Raw genomic sequence first — 15,410 nt, 5'->3', positions numbered from 1 at the left:
CTCGACCACGCAGGACTGAGCTGCGGTCGAGGGGTGGTTCAACCGGCGTACGGGTCCTGCACCTTGCCGGGCCGCGCGAGGAACTCGAAGTCACAGCCGGTGTCGGCCTGGGTGATCTGCTCGTTGTAGAGCGCGCCGTAGCCCCGCTCATAGCGCGCGGGCGGCGGTGCCCACCCGGCCCGGCGGCGCTCCAACTCCCCGTCGTCCACGTTGAGTTGGAGCGTGCGGGCCTCGACGTCCAGGGTGATGGTGTCCCCGGTCCGGACCAGGGCCAGCGGTCCGCCGACGTACGACTCGGGCGCGATGTGCAGCACGCACGTGCCGTAACTCGTGCCGCTCATCCGGGCGTCGGAGATCCGCACCATGTCCCGTACGCCCTGCTTCAGCAGGTGGTCGGGGATCGGCAGCATTCCGTACTCGGGCATGCCCGGACCGCCCTTGGGCCCGGCGTTGCGGAGCACCAGCACGCTGTCGGCGGTGATGTTCAGGGACGGCTCGTTGATGGTCCGCTGCATCGTCTTGTAGTCGTCGAAGACGACCGCGGTCCCGGTGTGCTTCAGCAGGTGCCGTTCGGCGGAGATGTGCTTGACGACGGCGCCGTCCGGGCAGAGGTTGCCGCGCAGCACGGCGACGCCGCCCTCGCCGGCGACCGGGTTCTCCCGGGTGCGGATGACGTCGTCGTTGTGGACGACGGCGCCCTGGAGCTGCTCCCGCAGGGTGCCGTTGACCGTCGGGCGGTCCAGGTGCAGCAGGTCGGTGATCCGGGAGAGGAAGGCGGGCAGGCCGCCGGCGAAGTAGAAGTCCTCCATCAGGTACGTCTGTCCGCCGGGCCGCACGTTCGCCAGCACCGGGACGGTACGGGCGATGCGGTCGAAGTCGTCGAGGGAGAGCTTGATCCCGGCACGGCCCGCCATCGCGATCAGATGGATGACCGCGTTGGAGGAGCCGCCGAGCCCGAGCACCGTGGTGACGGCGTCCTCGAAGGCCTCGCGGGTGAGGATCCCGGACGGCTGGAGGCCGGTCCACGCGAGCTCCACGGCGCGGCGCCCGGAGGCGGCGGCCATGCGCTCGTGCCCGGAGTCGACGGCCGGGACCGAGGAGGCGCCGGGCAGGGTCATGCCGAGGGCTTCCGCCGCCGCGGTCATCGTGGACGCGGTCCCCATGGTCATGCAGTGACCGGGCGACCGCGCCAAACCGCCCTGGAGCTCGCGCAGTTCGCAGTCCGTCAGGTTGCCCGCGCGGTGCTCGTCCCAGTACTTCCACATGTCCGTACCGGACCCGAGGGTCTCGCCGCGCCAGTGCCCCGGCAGCATGGGCCCCGCGGGCACGAAGATCGACGGCACGTCGGCCGAGGCGGCGCCCATGAGCAGCGCCGGCGTCGACTTGTCGCAGCCGCCGAGCAGCACGGCCGCGTCGATCGGATACGACCGCAGCAGTTCCTCCGTCTCCATCGCGAGGAGGTTGCGGTAGAGCATCGGGGTCGGCTTCTGGTACGTCTCCGAGAGCGTGGCCACCGGGAACTCGAGCGGGAAGCCCCCGGCCTGCCACACCCCCCGCTTGACGGCCTCGGCACGCTCACGCAGATGGACGTGGCAGGGGTTGATGTCGGACCAGGTGTTGAGGACGGCGATCACCGGACGGCCCCGGTACTCCTCCGCCTCGTACCCCAGCTGGCGCATGCGGGCGTTGTGCGACCAGGCGCGCAACTGGCCCTCGGTGCCGTACCACTGGTGGCTTCTGAGTTCCTCGGGGCGCTTCCTGCCGGTCATATCGACCACCCTGCGGCGATGGCGGCGACCTCGGCGCGCTCGTCCTCGGGCAGTTCCCTGCTGGGCGGGCGGACGTCGCGGCGGCACAGGCCGAGGGAGGCGAGGGCCTCCTTGACGACGGTGACGTTGTTGGCGGAGCCGTGCGCGGCGCGCAGTTCCTCGAAGCGGCGGATCTGCTCCCAGACCTTCATCGCGCCCGGGTAGTCGCCGGCCCGCAGCGCTTCGATCATGTTCATGGAGACGGCGGGGGCGACGTTCACGAGTCCGGAGGTGAAGCCGGTGGCGCCCGCGGAGAAGTACGAGGGCGCGTACGGCTCGGCGAGCCCGGCGACCCACACGAACCGCTCCAGACCCGCGTCACGGGCGAACGCGGCGAACTTGGCGGCGTCCGGGACGGCGTACTTCACGCCGATGACATTCGGGCAGTCGTCGGCGAGTTCGGCGAGGCGCGCGCCGCTGAGCTGGGCGTTGCGGATGTACGGCACGACGCCCAGGTCGGGCACGGCGGCGGCGATGGCGCGGTGGTAGTCGACCCAGCCGTTCTGGGAGACGTACGGGTGGACCGGCTGGTGGACCATCACCATCCGGGCGCCGAGCTCGCGGGCGTGCCGGGCGGAGGCGACGGCGGTGGGTACGTCGTGCCCGACGCCGACCAGGATGGCGGCGCGGTCGCCCGCCTCCTCGACGGTCAGCTCGGTGACGAGGCGGCGCTCTTCGGGGGTGAGGGCGTAGAACTCACCGGTGTTGCCGTTGGGGGTGAGGGTGATGACGCCCCCGTCCAGCAGACGGCGCAGCAGGGCCCGGTGAGCGTCCTGGTCGACGCGGCCGTCCTCGGCGAACGGGGTCACCGGGATCGCCACTACGTCGGCCAGGGCCGTCCGCTGGGGCTCGAACGTCGTTGTCATGCCGGACCGTCCTCTCCCTGGGCCTCGACTCCCGCGTCCGGGAAGGCCCGTTGCACGAACGACGCGATGTGGGCGTGCAGGGCGCGCGCGGCGCCGTCGGCGTCGCCTTCGAGCGCCAGCCGCAGGATGTCGCGGTGCTCGCCGGCCTCCCGCTCCCAGGAGGGGGAGGCGGCCCAGGCGACCGCGGAGACGAGGGCGGCCTGATCCCGCACCTCGTCGAGCATCCGGCCGAGCAGCGGGTTGCCGCAGGGCAGGTACAGGGCGCGGTGGAACTCCCGGTTCGCGAGGGAGCGTTCGGCGGTGTCGCCGGCCGCGTCGGCGCGGGTCAGGGCGTCACGGGCGGCGTCGAGGGAGGCGCCGCGCCTGACGGCCCGCTTCAGCGCCTCGGGCTCCAGCAGCAGCCGTACGTCGTAGACCTCGCGCGCCATGTCCGCGTCCACCATGCGCACCGTGACGCCCTTGTACTGGTTCATCACGACCAGCCCGGTCCCGGCGAGCGTCTTGAGCGCCTCACGCACCGGGGTCTTGGACACCCCGAACTGCGCGGCGAGCTCGGTCTCGACCAGGGCCTGACCGGGCGTCAACTGCCCGGTGAGGATGCGGCGTTTGATCTCCTCCAGCACGAACTGCGTGCGGGAGGGGATCGGCGTGGGCACAGAGGTCATGCGCGCCTCTCGGATCTTCGCGGGGCCCAGGGTCCGGGTCTCGCGTATCGGATCTCACGTATCGCGTCTCATATATGACGTACGAAGTACGACGCGATGAAGGTAGGAGCGGGCGCATGATTCGTCAACGCTTCTGACAAAGGAAGTTGGGGCCGCGGGCCTACGCTGCTCCGACAACACCTCAGGGAGGGCACCGCAGATGACGTTCGCACCGCTTCCCGGCCGGCCGCAGGACCGGACATCGGCGTTCCGTCTGCAACTGGCCGAGCTGGCCCGACTGGCCGGTGTCGACCTCCCCGACCGGATGCCGCGCGACCGGGAGTGGCAGGGGGAGGCACGGATGGCGTTCCGGCGAGCCCTGCGCACCGTGGAAACGCTGCCCGACCTGCTCTTCGACCCGCTCCTGCGCACGGCCGTCCTCGACCCCGACCCCAGCCACAACCGGCTGTTCGTCGAGCCTGCTGTGACCGTGTTCGGTCGCCGCCGGGTGCAGACCGCGTTGATCGAGTATGTGCGGACGGGAACCGACTACGAGCGCGCCGGGGCGGCCCGCGCCTGGTACTGGGCGCAGGCGCCCCTGAGGTTCCGCGGCGGGCGGACGCGGGTGCCGACGCCCGAGAGCAAGGCGGAGTTCGACGCCGTGGGCGACCTCCGTGCCGCGTGGCACGAGGCCACGCTGCGCGAGTTCGTGAGCAACGACGACCTCGACGTGCGCCGCTGCATACTCCCCGGACTCCCCCTGAACCCGCGCCACTACCCCGCCGACCTGCACGACCTGGTCGCCGAGGCGGTGCACATCGCGCGCACCCACTCCGACGAATACCTGCGGCACCGGGTTGAGCACCAGCTTGGTTAGGGGAAACCCCCCAGGTCAGCGATCCCTCCCCCAGCCCGGGTCCCGTCCGCTCAGCCCGACCGCCCGGTCCAGCAGTGGTGCACCGGCGGGGACCGGCACCACGGGGCCGAAGATGCTGCCTCGAGAGGGGTCGTCCACCGAGGCGAGGAGGAAGTCGTGCGACGCCTGCAACGCGGCGGGGTCGGGGGCGTACTCCTGGCCGGTCGCGCGGGCCAGGTCCCAGGCGTGGATCACCAGCTCGTCCACGGCGACCGCGGCCGCCACGGCACCGGGCAGGTCGATGCCGCCCGCGCGGGTCATGCCGGTCCACGCCTCCGGGTCGCGCCACACCTCGCTCAGTTCGTCGAGGACCTTGGGAAGCTCCTCGCGCCAGCCGGGCCCGATGTCCGGTTCGACGGCTTCCGGGCTGGTGTCGGTCGTGGCGCCCAGGTCCTTGCGGCCGGCGTCACGGAAGGCGACGGACAGGCCGAGCAGGTGACCCAGCAGGTTGCGCACCGCCATCTCCGGGCAGGGCGTCGGCGCCGAGAGCTGCTCGTCGGTGACGGCTTCCGCGAGGCGGGCGACGACGCGGGTCTGCGGTCCGAGGTCGAGGGTCATGTCGGTCATGGGCGGGCTCCTCACAGATCGGTTCCTGAGAGGTGGACCGGCGCCGGGCGCAAAACTCATCGGCGACCCGGCACCCCGGGGACTCAGGTACTCCGCGACTTGGCGCCTCGGCGACTCAGGAAGGCGCCCCCGCGCCCGGCCCGCCGCCGAGAGCCCGGCCTACGCCCCGACCCCCGACTCCCCCACCCGAGCCGTCTCCCCCGACACCCGGCCCTTGCGCCCCCTGACTCCCCGCACCCACTCGACCAGCTCCCTCGGGGTCCTCCCGCCCGCGAAGCACCACAGGGCGATCACCGGGTCGCAGATCGCGCAGCCCAGGGAGGAGGTGTGAAGGAAGGGGATGATCGGGTTGCCCTTGACGTGGTGGACGATGTCCCACGCGGTGTGCAGCAGCCAGCCGATGCCGATGAAGGTCCACGAGTCCAGGCCGCGATAGGCGACGTAGGTGACCACCACGGTGAACGCGAACTCCCAGCCACCCATGCCGCCGCCGCTCAGATAGGCGGCGCCCGCTCCGGCGACCATGACCGCGTTGAAGCGCCGCCGGTGCGGTTCCCGGATGAGGGACATCAGGAGGGCGTAGAGGAGGCCGATGCCGATGGGCGCGACGTATTGCATGGAACTGCCTTTGCGCATGGAGGACTTGGACGGCTCATCACGCTATGTGCACGCCCTCATCCGTCCCAGTGGCTGAATCGACAGCTTCCAACGGATTCCCGCCGCACCGAATTGTCATGGACGGGATGTGCATTGCCGCCGCCGCTGCCGCCATCCATTTCGCCGTCCGGCTGACCGTCATGCAGCGGCGCAAAGCGCTTGAGGGCCTGTACCGGCCCGCGGTCGTCAAGGAGACGTCGGCCTAGCATCTCCCGTCGCGCCCAGGCCACTTCCGAGGCACTTGCCCGATCCCCGCGCCCCCGCCTTAGCCCCACAGTGGCCTGGCATGACGACCACCACCTGGGCTCTTCCCCGCGTCCTGCGCGACCGCAACGCCGCCCTCTACCTCACCGGAGCCGTCGTCTCCGGCTTCGGCACCTCGGCGCTGTGGCTGGTGTCCGGCGTGTGGGTCAAGGACCTCACCGGCTCGGACGGCCTGGCCGCACTGTGCATGCTCGCCATGTGGGCCCCGACCCTGGCCGGCCCGCTCCTGGGCACGCTCGCCGACCGCGTCCGCCGCAAGCCCCTGCTGATCGGCGCGAACCTCCTCCTGGCCGCCCTCCTGCTCACCCTCTTCACCGTCGACTCCCCGGCCCGCCTCTGGCTCCTCTTCGCGGTCCTGTTCGTCTACGGCGCCGCAGGAGTCGTCCACGACGCCGCCGAGTCCGCCCTCGTCGCGAGCGCCGTGCCGGCCTCCCTGCTCGGCGACTTCAACGGGCTGCGCATGACGGCCTCCGAGGGCATGAAACTCCTCGCCCCGCTGGCCGGCGCGGGCGTCTACGCGGCGTACGGCGGCGCGAGCGTCGCCCTTGTCGACGCAGGGACGTTCGTGGTCGCGACCTGCCTCTACGCATGCCTGCGCGTGCGCGAGAGCAGGCCCGAGCCGCCGCCCGGCGGCTGGCGGACGCAGACCGCCGAGGGCGCCCGCTTCCTCTGGGCGCACCCACGGCTGCGCCCCCTCGTCCTGGCCGGCGGCAGCACCATGCTGTGCGCCGGGCTCAGCGGGGCGACGATCTACGCCGTCATCGACGGCCTCGGGCACGACCCCGCGTACGCCGGTGTGCTGTACGCCGTCCAGGGCGCCGGTTCGGTCGCGATCGGGCTGCTCTCGGGCCCCCTCCTGCGCCGGCTCGGCGAACGCCGTTTCGCCGCGTACGGCATCGCCCTGACGGCCATCGCGGCCGGTCTGCGGGCGATCCCGTCCGACCCGGTGGCCCTGGCCTGCGGCGCGGCGGCCGGCGCGGGGCTGCCCTGTGTGCTGATCGCCGCGCTCACCGCCGTGCAGCGCGAGACGCCGGACGCGCTGCTCGGCCGTACCGCCGCCACGGCCAACACGCTCGTCTTCACGCCGAACGTCATCGGGCTCGCGGTGGGGGCGGCGCTGGTCGAACTGCTCGACGTACAGCTGCTGCTGGCCGTCCTGGGCCCGGCGTGGCTGCTGACCGCCCTGCCGCTGCTTCAGAGGGCGGCGAGCGCCTCCCGTATCGCCGCCAAGTCGCCGTCGGACGCCAACCCCGCGTGATAGAGCCGGATCTCGGTGGCCCCCAGCTCTCGCGCGCGTGCCGTGTCCGACGCCAGCGTGCCCGGACTGCCGCCCATCTGGGAGACGACACCGAAGTTGGCGGCGACGACCGCGCCGTCACGGCCCTGCCCGGCGAAGGGCGTCAGCAGACCGGGGCCGCCCGCGCACGGCACGACGACGCCGTCCGCGACGGAGAGGATGTGCTCGGGGTCGACGCCGGCGTTCGCGCCGACGTGATACGTCACCGGGTCGGCGTGCAGGAGCACCTGGAAATCGTCGGGAGCGGCCTGGCGGACCGCCCGGACGGCCGTCTCCTGGAGCGTGCGGGCGGTCTCGTCACGCCACGCGCGCGTGGCCGCCGCCGTCTGCGGGCCGAGCAGCTTCTCGACGCCGGCCCAGTCACCGTCGTCCGCCGCTCCCTGCCACAGCGGCGCGAGGGCGGCGCGTACGGCTGCCGCCAGCTCGTCGGCGTCCAGGCCCTGGGCGCCGTAGCCCTCCTGGCACGTCGGGCAGAAGCAGAGCGCCATCAGGTACGTTCCGGCGTCCCCGAGCGGCACCCCGCCGGTCTTGTCGTGGGCGTGCAGATGCTGCAAGCCGTACCAGCCGAGGGACTCCAGCTCGGTGCCGCGCGCCCCCGGGCGTACGGCGGCCTCGGCGGCCAGGTCGACGAGGTACGCGCGCGTGGCGGGCTGTGCGATGCACGGGGCCCAGGGGTAGCGGTCGCCGTACGCGTTGACGACCGAGGTGTCCGGATGGTCGGCGCCCAGGCGGGAGTTGTGCGCGAGGACCACCCAGGTGTGCACCTCCAGACCCGCGTCCGCCAGCGCTTCGGCGGCCTCGCCGAAGGCGTCGCCGGGTGCCCAGTCCCCGGCCGGGTACGGGCGCAGCTCCCGGCCCGTCCACCTGTCGTCCGTCGGGTAGAGCACGGCCGCGTGCTCGGCGGTGACGATGCGGTGGCGCGGATGGCGGGGCGTGAGGGCGCGGGTGGAGTGGTAGGCGGAGGCAAGCGTCACCTGGTGAACGCCGAGGGCCGCGATCCTCGCTGGTGCCTCCGGGTCTGCGTTGACGTCCCAGGGGTAGACGAATGTGGACGCCTTCACTTGGTGTCCTCCGGCTCCTTCTCCAGCAGCGAATAGCCGCGCTCGATCACCTGGGCGAGCTGCTTGACATGGTCCTCGCTCGGCTCGTGCAGCGGCGGCCGGACCTCCCCCACGTCCAGCCCGCGCAGCCGTACGCCCGCCTTGACCAGGGCGACGGCGTACCCGCGGCCCTGGGCGCGCAGTTCGACGAACGGGCGGTAGAAACCGTCCAGAAGGCGGGTGACGGTGGCGGTGTCGCCGGCCTCCAGCCCCTGGTAGAAGGCGAGGGCGATCTCCGGGGCGAAGCAGAACACGGCGGAGGAGTAGAGCGTGACGCCGATGGCGCGGTAGGCGAGCTGGGTCTGCTCGGCGGTCGGCAGACCGTTGAAGTAGAGGAAGTCACCGGGGGCCTCGGCGCGTACGGCGCTGACGATCCGCTGCATGAGGTCCAGGTCGCCGAGCCCGTCCTTGAGCCCGATGACGCCGTCCGTACGGGCCAGTTCGACGACGGTGTCCGGGGTGAACACGGCGTTGTCGCGCTGGTAGACGATGACGGGGAGCGCGGTCGCCGCGGCGATCTCCCTGTAGTGCCGCAGCAGCCCCTCCTGCCCGGCGAGGACGAGATACGGCGGCATGGCGAGCAGCCCGTCCGCCCCGGCCCCCTCGGCGAGCCGCGCGTACCGCACGGCGAGGGCGGTGCCGTATCCGGCGCCCGCGACGACCGGCACGCGTCCCGCCGCCGCCTCGACGGCCGCCCGTACGCACGCCTCGTACTCCTCGGGCGTGAGTGCGTGGAACTCCCCGGTGCCGCAGCACGCGAACACGGCGGCGGCACCGGCAGTCACGCCCTGGCGGACATGGGTGCGGTACGTGTCGAGGTCGACCGAGCCGTCGGGGCCGTGGGCGGTGACGGGGAAGAACAACGGCCCGCCGGGGACGCTGAGGCGTGCGGCAAGGGGGGCTGGCGTCACGGGCTCTCCCTAGAACGAGGCGCATACGTAATTCTGATCAGAGTTTACATTTATGAACGCACACCGCACCACCCTTGACGAGCAAGGTCGATGATCCTTAGCTTGTCCATGAATGTGAATACCGTGCGTGCATGCATACGGCCCTGGACTCAAGGAGAACCGAGGATGCCAGCCCCCCGCACCGTTCTGCTCACCGGCGCCGCCGGCGGACTCGGCACCCTGATGCGGGACCTGCTCCCGGCCTACGGCTACGAGCTGCGGCTCCTGGATCTGCGGCCCATCGAGGGCGAGCCGGACGCGATCGTCGCCGACCTCGCCGACCGGGAGGCGCTGCGCGAGGCCGTGCGGGGCGTCGACGCGATCATCCATCTCGCGGGCATCTCCCTGGAAGCCCCGTTCGAGGAGATCCTCCGGGCGAACATCGAGGGCACCTACAACCTGTACGAGGCCGCCCGCGAGGAGGGAGTCGGACGCATCGTCTTCGCCTCCTCCAACCACGCGGTGGGCTTCACGCCCCGCCCCGAGGGCACCGCGCCGCACGACGCGGGCGCGCTGATCCCCATCGACACCCCGCGCCGCCCGGACACCTTCTACGGCCTGTCCAAGTCCTTCGGCGAGGACCTCGCGCAGTTCTACTGGGACAAGCACGGCCTGGAGACGGTGTCCGTGCGCATCGGCTCCTGCTTCCCCGAGCCGACCAGCGTCCGGATGCTCTCGGTGTGGATGAGCCCCGCCGACGGGGCCCGTCTCTTCCACGCGGCTCTGACCGCCGAGGACGTCGAGCACACGGTCGTCCACGGCTCCTCGGCGAACACACGCCTGTGGTGGGACCTGACCAGCGCCCGCTCCCTCGGCTACGAGCCGCAGGACGACTCCGAGCCGTACGCCGAGAAGCTGATCGCCGAGCAGGGCGAGCTCGACCCGGAGAACATCGCGCACGCCTACCTGGGCGGCCACTTCGTCAGCGACCCGCCGATCTGGCCGTACTGACATCCGGCCGTACCGACATCCGGCCGTACCGCGACCTGGCCGGCACCAAGATCCGGCCGTACTGACCGAAACATTTCGCCGCAAGAGGGCGGACGGGCACCGAACGGGCCCGCCCGCCGCCATATTCGGGCACCAGGCGCGCCCGATCTCACGCGCCCCACCACAACCGTGCAGGTCCGAGACGGGCACACCACACGGTGAACGGGCACACACGGGCAGCATCGAACCTGCAACAGAGCTGGTCAGTGCCGAACACCCGCTGTAGAACTTCCCCCATGGGCCTCACCGGGCCCGAACGGGCAGCAAGGCGGAAGGCAAGGGTCGGCATGAGCACGAGGACGGCGGAAGAACGCCAGCGCGAGATCGTGCTGGCCGCACGGCGCGACGGCTCGGTCGACGTCACCGCGCTCGCCGCCGAGCTGGGCGTGGCCAAGGAGACCGTACGGCGGGACCTGCGCGTCCTGGAGGACCACGGCCTGCTCCGGCGCACCCATGGCGGCGCCTACCCCGTGGAGAGCGCCGGCTTCGAGACGACGCTGGCCTTCCGCGCCACCAGCCACGTCCCCGAGAAGCGCAGGATCGCGGCCGCCGCGGCCGAGCTCCTCGGGGACGCCGAGACGGTCTTCGTCGACGAGGGCTTCACCCCGCAGCTCATCGCCGAGGCCCTGCCCACCGACCGGCCGCTGACCGTGGTCACCGCGTCCCTCCCGGTCGCGGGCGCGCTCGCCGAGACGGAGCACGTCTCCGTGCTGCTGCTCGGCGGCCGGGTGCGGTCCGGCACCCTCGCCACCGTCGACCACTGGACGACGAAGATGCTGGCCGGCTTCGTCATCGACCTGGCGTTCATCGGCGCCAACGGCATCTCCCGCGAACACGGCCTGACCACCCCCGACCCGGCCGTCAGTGAGGTCAAGGCACAGGCCATCCGGGCGTCGCGCCGCACGGTGTTCGCGGGCGTGCACACCAAGTTCGGGGCGGTCAGCTTCTGCCGGTTCGCGGACATCGGCGCACTGGAGACGATCGTCACGAGCACCCTGCTCCCCGCGGCCGAGGCCCACCGCTACTCCCTGCGGGGACCCCAGGTCATCCGCGTCTGACACTCCAACCACTCCCCCTCGGGGCACTTTCACGCCTCAAGCCACCCTTTATCTCCCCATACGTCCCCTCATTCACGTCCCCTCATTCACGTCCAGGAGCGATCCATGCGAACCCAGAGCCGACGGAGGCCACCGCGAGCAACGCTCGCCATGGCCGCCGCAGGGACGCTGCTCGCCCCGCTGCTCTCCGGCTGCTGGGTCGGAGCCGGCGGGGCGGGGTCGGGCGGCAACTCGATCAACGTCCTGATGGTCAACAACCCCCAGATGACCGAGTTGCAGAAGCTGGCCCCGGCTTTCACAAAAGAGACCGGCATCAAGGTCAACTTCACCGTCCTGCCCGAGAACGACGTCCGCGACAAGATCAGCCAGGACTTCGCCAACCAGGCGGGCCAGTACGACGTCGCCACCCTCTCCAACTACGAGATACCGATCTACGCCCGCAACGGCTGGCTGAAGGAGATGAACTCCTACGTCGCCAAGGACCCCGCGTACGACGAGCAGGACGTCCTCAAGCCGATGCGCCAGTCCCTGACAGGCGACGACGGCAAGCTCTACGGCCAGCCCTTCTACGGCGAGTCGTCCTTCCTGATGTACCGCAAGGACGTCCTGGAGAAGGAGGGCGTCACGATGCCCGCGCACCCCACCTGGCAGCAGGTGGCGGACATCGCGGCGAAGGTGGACGGCGCCGAACCGGGCATGAAGGGCATCTGTCTGCGCGGCCTGCCGGGCTGGGGCGAGGTGATGGCCCCGCTCACCACCGTCGTGAACACCTTCGGCGGCACCTGGTTCGACAAGAACTGGAAGGCACAACTGGACTCCCCCGAGTGGGAGAAGGCGACGAAGTTCTATGTCGACCTGGTCCGCGAGCACGGTGAGTCGGGAGCGGCCCAGTCCGGCTTCGCCGAGTGCCTGAACAACATGACCCAGGGCAAGGTCGCCATGTGGTACGACGCCACCTCCGCAGCCGGTGCCCTGGAGGCGGCGAAGTCCCCGGTGAAGGGCAAGCTCGGCTACGCACCGGCGCCCGTCGAGAAGACGGAGTCCGCCGGCTGGCTCTACACCTGGGCCTGGGGCATCCAGCACGCGTCCCGCAACCCCGGCAATGCCTGGAAGTTCGTGTCCTGGGCGTCCAGCAAGCAGTACGAGCAGCTGGTCGGCGACGAGATCGGCTGGTCCAACGTCCCGGCCGGCAAGCGCGCCTCCACCTACGCCAACCCGGCCTACCGCGAGGAGGCGGCCGCCTTCCAGGAGATGACGAAGGAGGCCATCGAGGGCGCCCGCCCGAACGACCCCGGCGTGCAGCCGCGCCCCGCGCCCGGCATCCAGTTCGTCGGCATCCCCGAGTTCACCGATCTCGGCACCAAGGTCTCCCAGGAGATCAGCGCGGCCATCGCCGGACGCCAGTCCGTCGAGTCGGCCCTGAAGAAGTCCCAGCAGCTCGCCGAGAAGATCTCCGAGGAGTACGAGGGGCGATGACAGCGACGACTACGGCCCCCGTGGCCACGACACCCGTGCGTACCACCCGTCCGCCCTCCGCCCGCTTGCGCAACTGGGCGACCCGGGCCCCGCTCCTGCCGGCCCTGATCTTCATGGTCGTGGTGACCCAGCTGCCGTTCGTGGCCACGCTGGTGATCTCGTTCTTCGACTGGAACTCCCTCTACCCGGACGCCCGCCACTTCACCGGCATCGCCAACTACCAGGAAGTCCTGACCGACGCCGACCTGCGCCACTCGGTGTGGACGACCGTGCTGCTGACGGTCGCGGTGGTGCTGGCCAGCCTGGTCCTGGGGCTGATCCTGGCGCTGCTCCTGGACCGGAAGTTCAAGGGCCGGGGCGTGGTCCGCACCCTGCTGATCGCCCCGTTCCTGGTGGTGCCCGTGGCCGCGGCTCTGCTCTGGAAGCATGTGCTCTACAACCCTGAATACGGCTTGTTCAATGGGCTGTTGCACTATGTGGGCGGCCCACAGCCGGACTGGATCTCCAACACCCCGCTCCTCGCGGTCGAGGCCTCCCTCGTCTGGCAGTGGACCCCGTTCATGATGCTGATCCTGCTGGCCGGCCTGCAGAGCCGCGACCACGAACAGATCGAGGCGGCCCGCGTCGACGGCGCGAGCGACTGGCAGATCTTCCGCCACCTGACACTCCCCCACCTGCGCCGCTACCTCGAACTCGGCGCCCTGCTGGGCTCGATCTACATAGTCCAGAACTTCGACGCGGTGTTCACGATCACGTCAGGCGGCCTCGGCACGGCGAATCTCCCCTACACCGTCTACCAGAGCTTCTACCAGGCCCATGAGAACGGCCTCGCCTCGGCCGCGGGCGTCCTGGTGGTCATCGGCTCGATCATCATCGCGACCTTCGCGCTGCGCGTGGTGTCGTCCCTGTTCCGCGAGGAGGTGTCACGCGCATGAGTGCAGTGGCCGTACGACTTCGCAGCCGCCGCAAGGGAGTTGGCCTCGGCCTGGTGGCCTGGCTGCTCGGGATCCTGTTCTTCCTGCCGATCGCGTGGATGGCCCTGACGTCCTTCCACTCCGAGGCGGACGCGGCGACCAACCCGCCGTCCTTCGCCGCGTCGCTGACACTCGACGGCTACCGCGAGTTCTTCGGCGCGGGCGGCGGCGCGAGCCCCTGGCCGGCGCTGATCAACTCGACGGTGGCATCGGTGGCGTCGACGCTGTTCGTCCTGGTCCTCGCCTTCCCGGCGGCGTACGCCCTGTCGATCCGCCCCGTGAAGAAGTGGACGGACGTCCTGTTCTTCTTCCTCTCCACGAAGATGCTGCCGGCAGTGGCAGGCCTCCTGCCCCTGTACCTGTTCGCGAAGAACACGGACATGCTCGACAACATCTGGCTGCTGGTCATCCTCTACACCTCCATGAACCTGCCGATCGCGGTGTGGATGATGCAGTCCTTCCTCGCCGAGATCCCGGTCGCCGTGATCGAGGCGGCACGGGTGGACGGTGCGAAGCTGCCGACGATCCTCACGCGCGTGGTGGCCCCGATCGCCCTGCCCGGGATCGCCGCAACGGCGTTGATCTGCTTCATCTTCAGCTGGAACGAGCTGCTGTTCGCCCGAGTACTGACCGGCGTGGTCGCCGAGACCGCCCCCGTCTTCCTGACCGGCTTCATCACCAGCCAGGGCCTGTTCCTGGCCAAGGTGTGCGCCGCGTCGCTCGTCATCTCCCTGCCGGTGCTCGCCGCGGGGTTCGCCGCCCAGGACAAGCTGGTCCAGGGCCTGTCGTTGGGAGCCGTGAAATGAAGGCCGCCGTCATCGAGTCCGTCGGCAAGGCAGTCGTCGCCGAGGTCCCCGACCCGACGCCCGGCCCGCGCGAGGTCGTCGTCGAGGTGGCTGCCTGCGGCCTGTGCGGCACGGACCTGCACATCCTGCAGGGCGAGTTCGCACCGAAGCTGCCGATCGTCCCCGGGCACGAGTTCGCGGGCGAGGTGGTCGGGGTGGGCACCCAGGTCACGGAGCTGTCGGTGGGCGACCGGGTCGCAGTGGACCCCTCCCTCTACTGCTACGAGTGCCGCTACTGCCGCACCGGCCACAACAACCTCTGCGAACGCTGGGCGGCGATCGGCGTGACGACGGCGGGCGGCGCGGCGCGCTACGCCGTGGCCCCGGTCGCGAACTGCGTACGGCTCCCCGACCACGTCCGCACCCAGGACGCGGCCCTCGTGGAACCCCTCTCCTGCGCCGTCCGCGGCTACGACGTCCTGCAGTCCCGCCTCGGCGCCCACGTCCTGATCTACGGCTCGGGCACGATGGGCCTGATGATGCTGGAGCTGGCCAAGCGGACGGGGGCGGCCAGCGTGGACATGGTGGACATCAACCCGGCCCGCCTGGAAACGGCCCGCAACCTCGGCGTCTCGGCCTCTGCGGCCAACCCGGACGAACTGGACCGGCCTCAGGGCTGGGACCTCGTCGTCGACGCCACGGGCAACGCGGCGGCGATCCAGGACGGCCTGGAGCGGGTCGCCAAGGCGGGTACGTTCCTGCAGTTCGGGGTCGCGGACTACGCGACGCGCGTCACGATCGACCCGTACCGCATCTACAACCAGGAGATCACCATCACGGGTTCGATGGCGGTCCTCCACAGCTTCGAGCGGGCGGCGGAACTGTTCGCCAACGGCGTCCTCGACCCCGACATCTTCATCAGCGACCGCATCCCGCTGGAGCGGTACCCGCAGGCGCTGGAGCAGTTCGCGTCCGGGGTGGGCCGGAAGATCGTGGTGGTCCCGTAGGGTTCTCCGCCCCGGCGGGGCCGGAGCGGGGGTCTGGGGGCGGCAGCCCCC

Annotated in this window: 16 protein-coding genes; 9 read left to right on the top strand and 7 right to left on the bottom strand. The window is 71.0% G+C overall.

The genetic code is table 11. The features are described from left to right. Positions 1-38 precede the first annotated feature (38 nt). The 3 genes from araD to OG331_RS37100 are packed head-to-tail and all read right to left on the bottom strand — an operon-like array spanning position 39 to position 3,339. Positions 39-1,769 carry an L-arabinonate dehydratase gene (gene araD / locus OG331_RS37110; protein ID WP_406204729.1) on the bottom strand — a complete coding sequence of 577 codons (1,731 nt, stop codon included), beginning with the start codon at positions 1,767-1,769 and terminating at the stop codon, positions 39-41. Further along, on the bottom strand, positions 1,766-2,674 hold the full coding sequence (locus OG331_RS37105; protein WP_406204726.1) for a dihydrodipicolinate synthase family protein: 909 nt from the start codon (positions 2,672-2,674) through the stop codon (positions 1,766-1,768). The genes araD and OG331_RS37105 overlap by 4 nt, the downstream gene beginning before the upstream one ends. Beyond that, positions 2,671-3,339, bottom strand: a complete 669-nt coding sequence (locus OG331_RS37100) for a GntR family transcriptional regulator (RefSeq protein WP_406204724.1) — start codon at positions 3,337-3,339, stop codon at positions 2,671-2,673. The genes OG331_RS37105 and OG331_RS37100 overlap by 4 nt, the downstream gene beginning before the upstream one ends. Positions 3,340-3,538: 199 nt before the next feature. On the opposite strand from OG331_RS37100, the gene OG331_RS37095 reads away from it, so the two are divergent. After that, a complete protein-coding gene (locus OG331_RS37095) occupies positions 3,539-4,195 on the top strand; it encodes a hypothetical protein (RefSeq protein ID WP_406204721.1) in 657 nt (218 codons plus the stop codon). Positions 4,196-4,210: 15 nt separating this feature from the next. On the opposite strand, the gene OG331_RS37090 is transcribed toward OG331_RS37095, so the two are convergent. Next, positions 4,211-4,801, bottom strand: a complete 591-nt coding sequence (locus OG331_RS37090; RefSeq protein WP_406204718.1) for a TIGR03086 family metal-binding protein — start codon at positions 4,799-4,801, stop codon at positions 4,211-4,213. A gap of 159 nt (positions 4,802-4,960) precedes the next feature. Continuing rightward, entirely contained in the window at positions 4,961-5,419 is a 459-nt protein-coding gene (locus tag OG331_RS37085; protein ID WP_406204715.1) for a DUF6010 family protein, read from the bottom strand. 116 nt (positions 5,420-5,535) lie between these two features. Here OG331_RS37085 and OG331_RS37080 point away from each other — a divergent pair, with 116 nt between their 5' ends. After that, complete coding sequence (locus OG331_RS37080) at positions 5,536-5,664, top strand: hypothetical protein (protein ID WP_406204713.1); 129 nt, start codon at positions 5,536-5,538, stop codon at positions 5,662-5,664. 80 nt (positions 5,665-5,744) lie between these two features. Further along, positions 5,745-6,980 (top strand): MFS transporter, encoded by a 1,236-nt coding sequence (locus OG331_RS37075; protein ID WP_406204710.1) that lies wholly within the window; start codon positions 5,745-5,747, stop codon positions 6,978-6,980. Here the strand turns inward: OG331_RS37075 and OG331_RS37070 are convergent. Further along, the gene (locus tag OG331_RS37070) at positions 6,917-8,080 is read right to left on the bottom strand and encodes a hypothetical protein (RefSeq protein WP_406204707.1); all 1,164 of its coding nucleotides are present in this window, start codon (positions 8,078-8,080) and stop codon (positions 6,917-6,919) included. The genes OG331_RS37075 and OG331_RS37070 overlap by 64 nt on opposite strands. Beyond that, positions 8,077-9,030, bottom strand: coding sequence for a 5-dehydro-4-deoxyglucarate dehydratase (locus OG331_RS37065; protein WP_406204704.1), 954 nt, complete (start codon positions 9,028-9,030; stop codon positions 8,077-8,079). Before OG331_RS37065 ends, OG331_RS37070 begins: the two co-directional genes overlap by 4 nt. A 165-nt stretch (positions 9,031-9,195) precedes the next feature. Between OG331_RS37065 and OG331_RS37060 the strand changes: the two genes are divergently transcribed. The 6 genes from OG331_RS37060 (at position 9,196) to OG331_RS37035 (ending at position 15,359) form a co-directional block, all read left to right on the top strand. Next, positions 9,196-10,020 (top strand): NAD-dependent epimerase/dehydratase family protein, encoded by an 825-nt coding sequence (locus OG331_RS37060; protein ID WP_406204701.1) that lies wholly within the window; start codon positions 9,196-9,198, stop codon positions 10,018-10,020. 326 nt (positions 10,021-10,346) lie between these two features. Continuing rightward, positions 10,347-11,117: a DeoR/GlpR family DNA-binding transcription regulator gene (locus OG331_RS37055; RefSeq protein WP_328882455.1), complete on the top strand. Its 771-nt coding sequence runs from the start codon at positions 10,347-10,349 to the stop codon at positions 11,115-11,117. Between the two features lie 105 nt (positions 11,118-11,222). Beyond that, positions 11,223-12,593 (top strand): ABC transporter substrate-binding protein, encoded by a 1,371-nt coding sequence (locus OG331_RS37050; RefSeq protein WP_406204699.1) that lies wholly within the window; start codon positions 11,223-11,225, stop codon positions 12,591-12,593. After that, the gene (locus tag OG331_RS37045) at positions 12,590-13,528 is read left to right on the top strand and encodes a carbohydrate ABC transporter permease (RefSeq protein ID WP_406204697.1); all 939 of its coding nucleotides are present in this window, start codon (positions 12,590-12,592) and stop codon (positions 13,526-13,528) included. The genes OG331_RS37050 and OG331_RS37045 overlap by 4 nt, the downstream gene beginning before the upstream one ends. Then, entirely contained in the window at positions 13,525-14,373 is an 849-nt protein-coding gene (locus OG331_RS37040; protein ID WP_328882452.1) for a carbohydrate ABC transporter permease, read from the top strand. Before OG331_RS37045 ends, OG331_RS37040 begins: the two co-directional genes overlap by 4 nt. Next, complete coding sequence (locus tag OG331_RS37035; RefSeq protein WP_406204694.1) at positions 14,370-15,359, top strand: zinc-dependent alcohol dehydrogenase family protein; 990 nt, start codon at positions 14,370-14,372, stop codon at positions 15,357-15,359. Before OG331_RS37040 ends, OG331_RS37035 begins: the two co-directional genes overlap by 4 nt. Positions 15,360-15,410 lie beyond the last annotated feature (51 nt).

Source organism: Streptomyces sp. NBC_01017, assembly GCF_045162795.1.
Lineage (GTDB): Bacteria > Actinomycetota > Actinomycetes > Streptomycetales > Streptomycetaceae > Streptomyces > Streptomyces machairae.
Note: the sequence above shows the minus strand (reverse complement) of the source record. Positions and strands in the feature narration are given on the sequence as shown.

Bases quoted from the DNA above. Each gene is read 5' to 3' on its own strand.
- araD (WP_406204729.1), bottom strand. From the start codon at position 1,769: ATGACCGGCAGGAAGCGCCCCGAGGAACTCAGAAGCCACCAGTGGTAC.
- OG331_RS37055 (WP_328882455.1), top strand. From the start codon at position 10,347: ATGAGCACGAGGACGGCGGAAGAACGCCAGCGCGAGATCGTGCTGGCC.
- OG331_RS37045 (WP_406204697.1), top strand. From the start codon at position 12,590: ATGACAGCGACGACTACGGCCCCCGTGGCCACGACACCCGTGCGTACC.
- OG331_RS37075 (WP_406204710.1), top strand. From the start codon at position 5,745: ATGACGACCACCACCTGGGCTCTTCCCCGCGTCCTGCGCGACCGCAAC.
- OG331_RS37080 (WP_406204713.1), top strand. From the start codon at position 5,536: ATGGACGGGATGTGCATTGCCGCCGCCGCTGCCGCCATCCATTTCGCC.
- OG331_RS37085 (WP_406204715.1), bottom strand. From the start codon at position 5,419: ATGCAATACGTCGCGCCCATCGGCATCGGCCTCCTCTACGCCCTCCTG.
- OG331_RS37090 (WP_406204718.1), bottom strand. From the start codon at position 4,801: ATGACCGACATGACCCTCGACCTCGGACCGCAGACCCGCGTCGTCGCC.
- OG331_RS37040 (WP_328882452.1), top strand. From the start codon at position 13,525: ATGAGTGCAGTGGCCGTACGACTTCGCAGCCGCCGCAAGGGAGTTGGC.
- OG331_RS37100 (WP_406204724.1), bottom strand. From the start codon at position 3,339: ATGACCTCTGTGCCCACGCCGATCCCCTCCCGCACGCAGTTCGTGCTG.
- OG331_RS37035 (WP_406204694.1), top strand. From the start codon at position 14,370: ATGAAGGCCGCCGTCATCGAGTCCGTCGGCAAGGCAGTCGTCGCCGAG.
- OG331_RS37095 (WP_406204721.1), top strand. From the start codon at position 3,539: ATGACGTTCGCACCGCTTCCCGGCCGGCCGCAGGACCGGACATCGGCG.
- OG331_RS37050 (WP_406204699.1), top strand. From the start codon at position 11,223: ATGCGAACCCAGAGCCGACGGAGGCCACCGCGAGCAACGCTCGCCATG.
- OG331_RS37060 (WP_406204701.1), top strand. From the start codon at position 9,196: ATGCCAGCCCCCCGCACCGTTCTGCTCACCGGCGCCGCCGGCGGACTC.
- OG331_RS37105 (WP_406204726.1), bottom strand. From the start codon at position 2,674: ATGACAACGACGTTCGAGCCCCAGCGGACGGCCCTGGCCGACGTAGTG.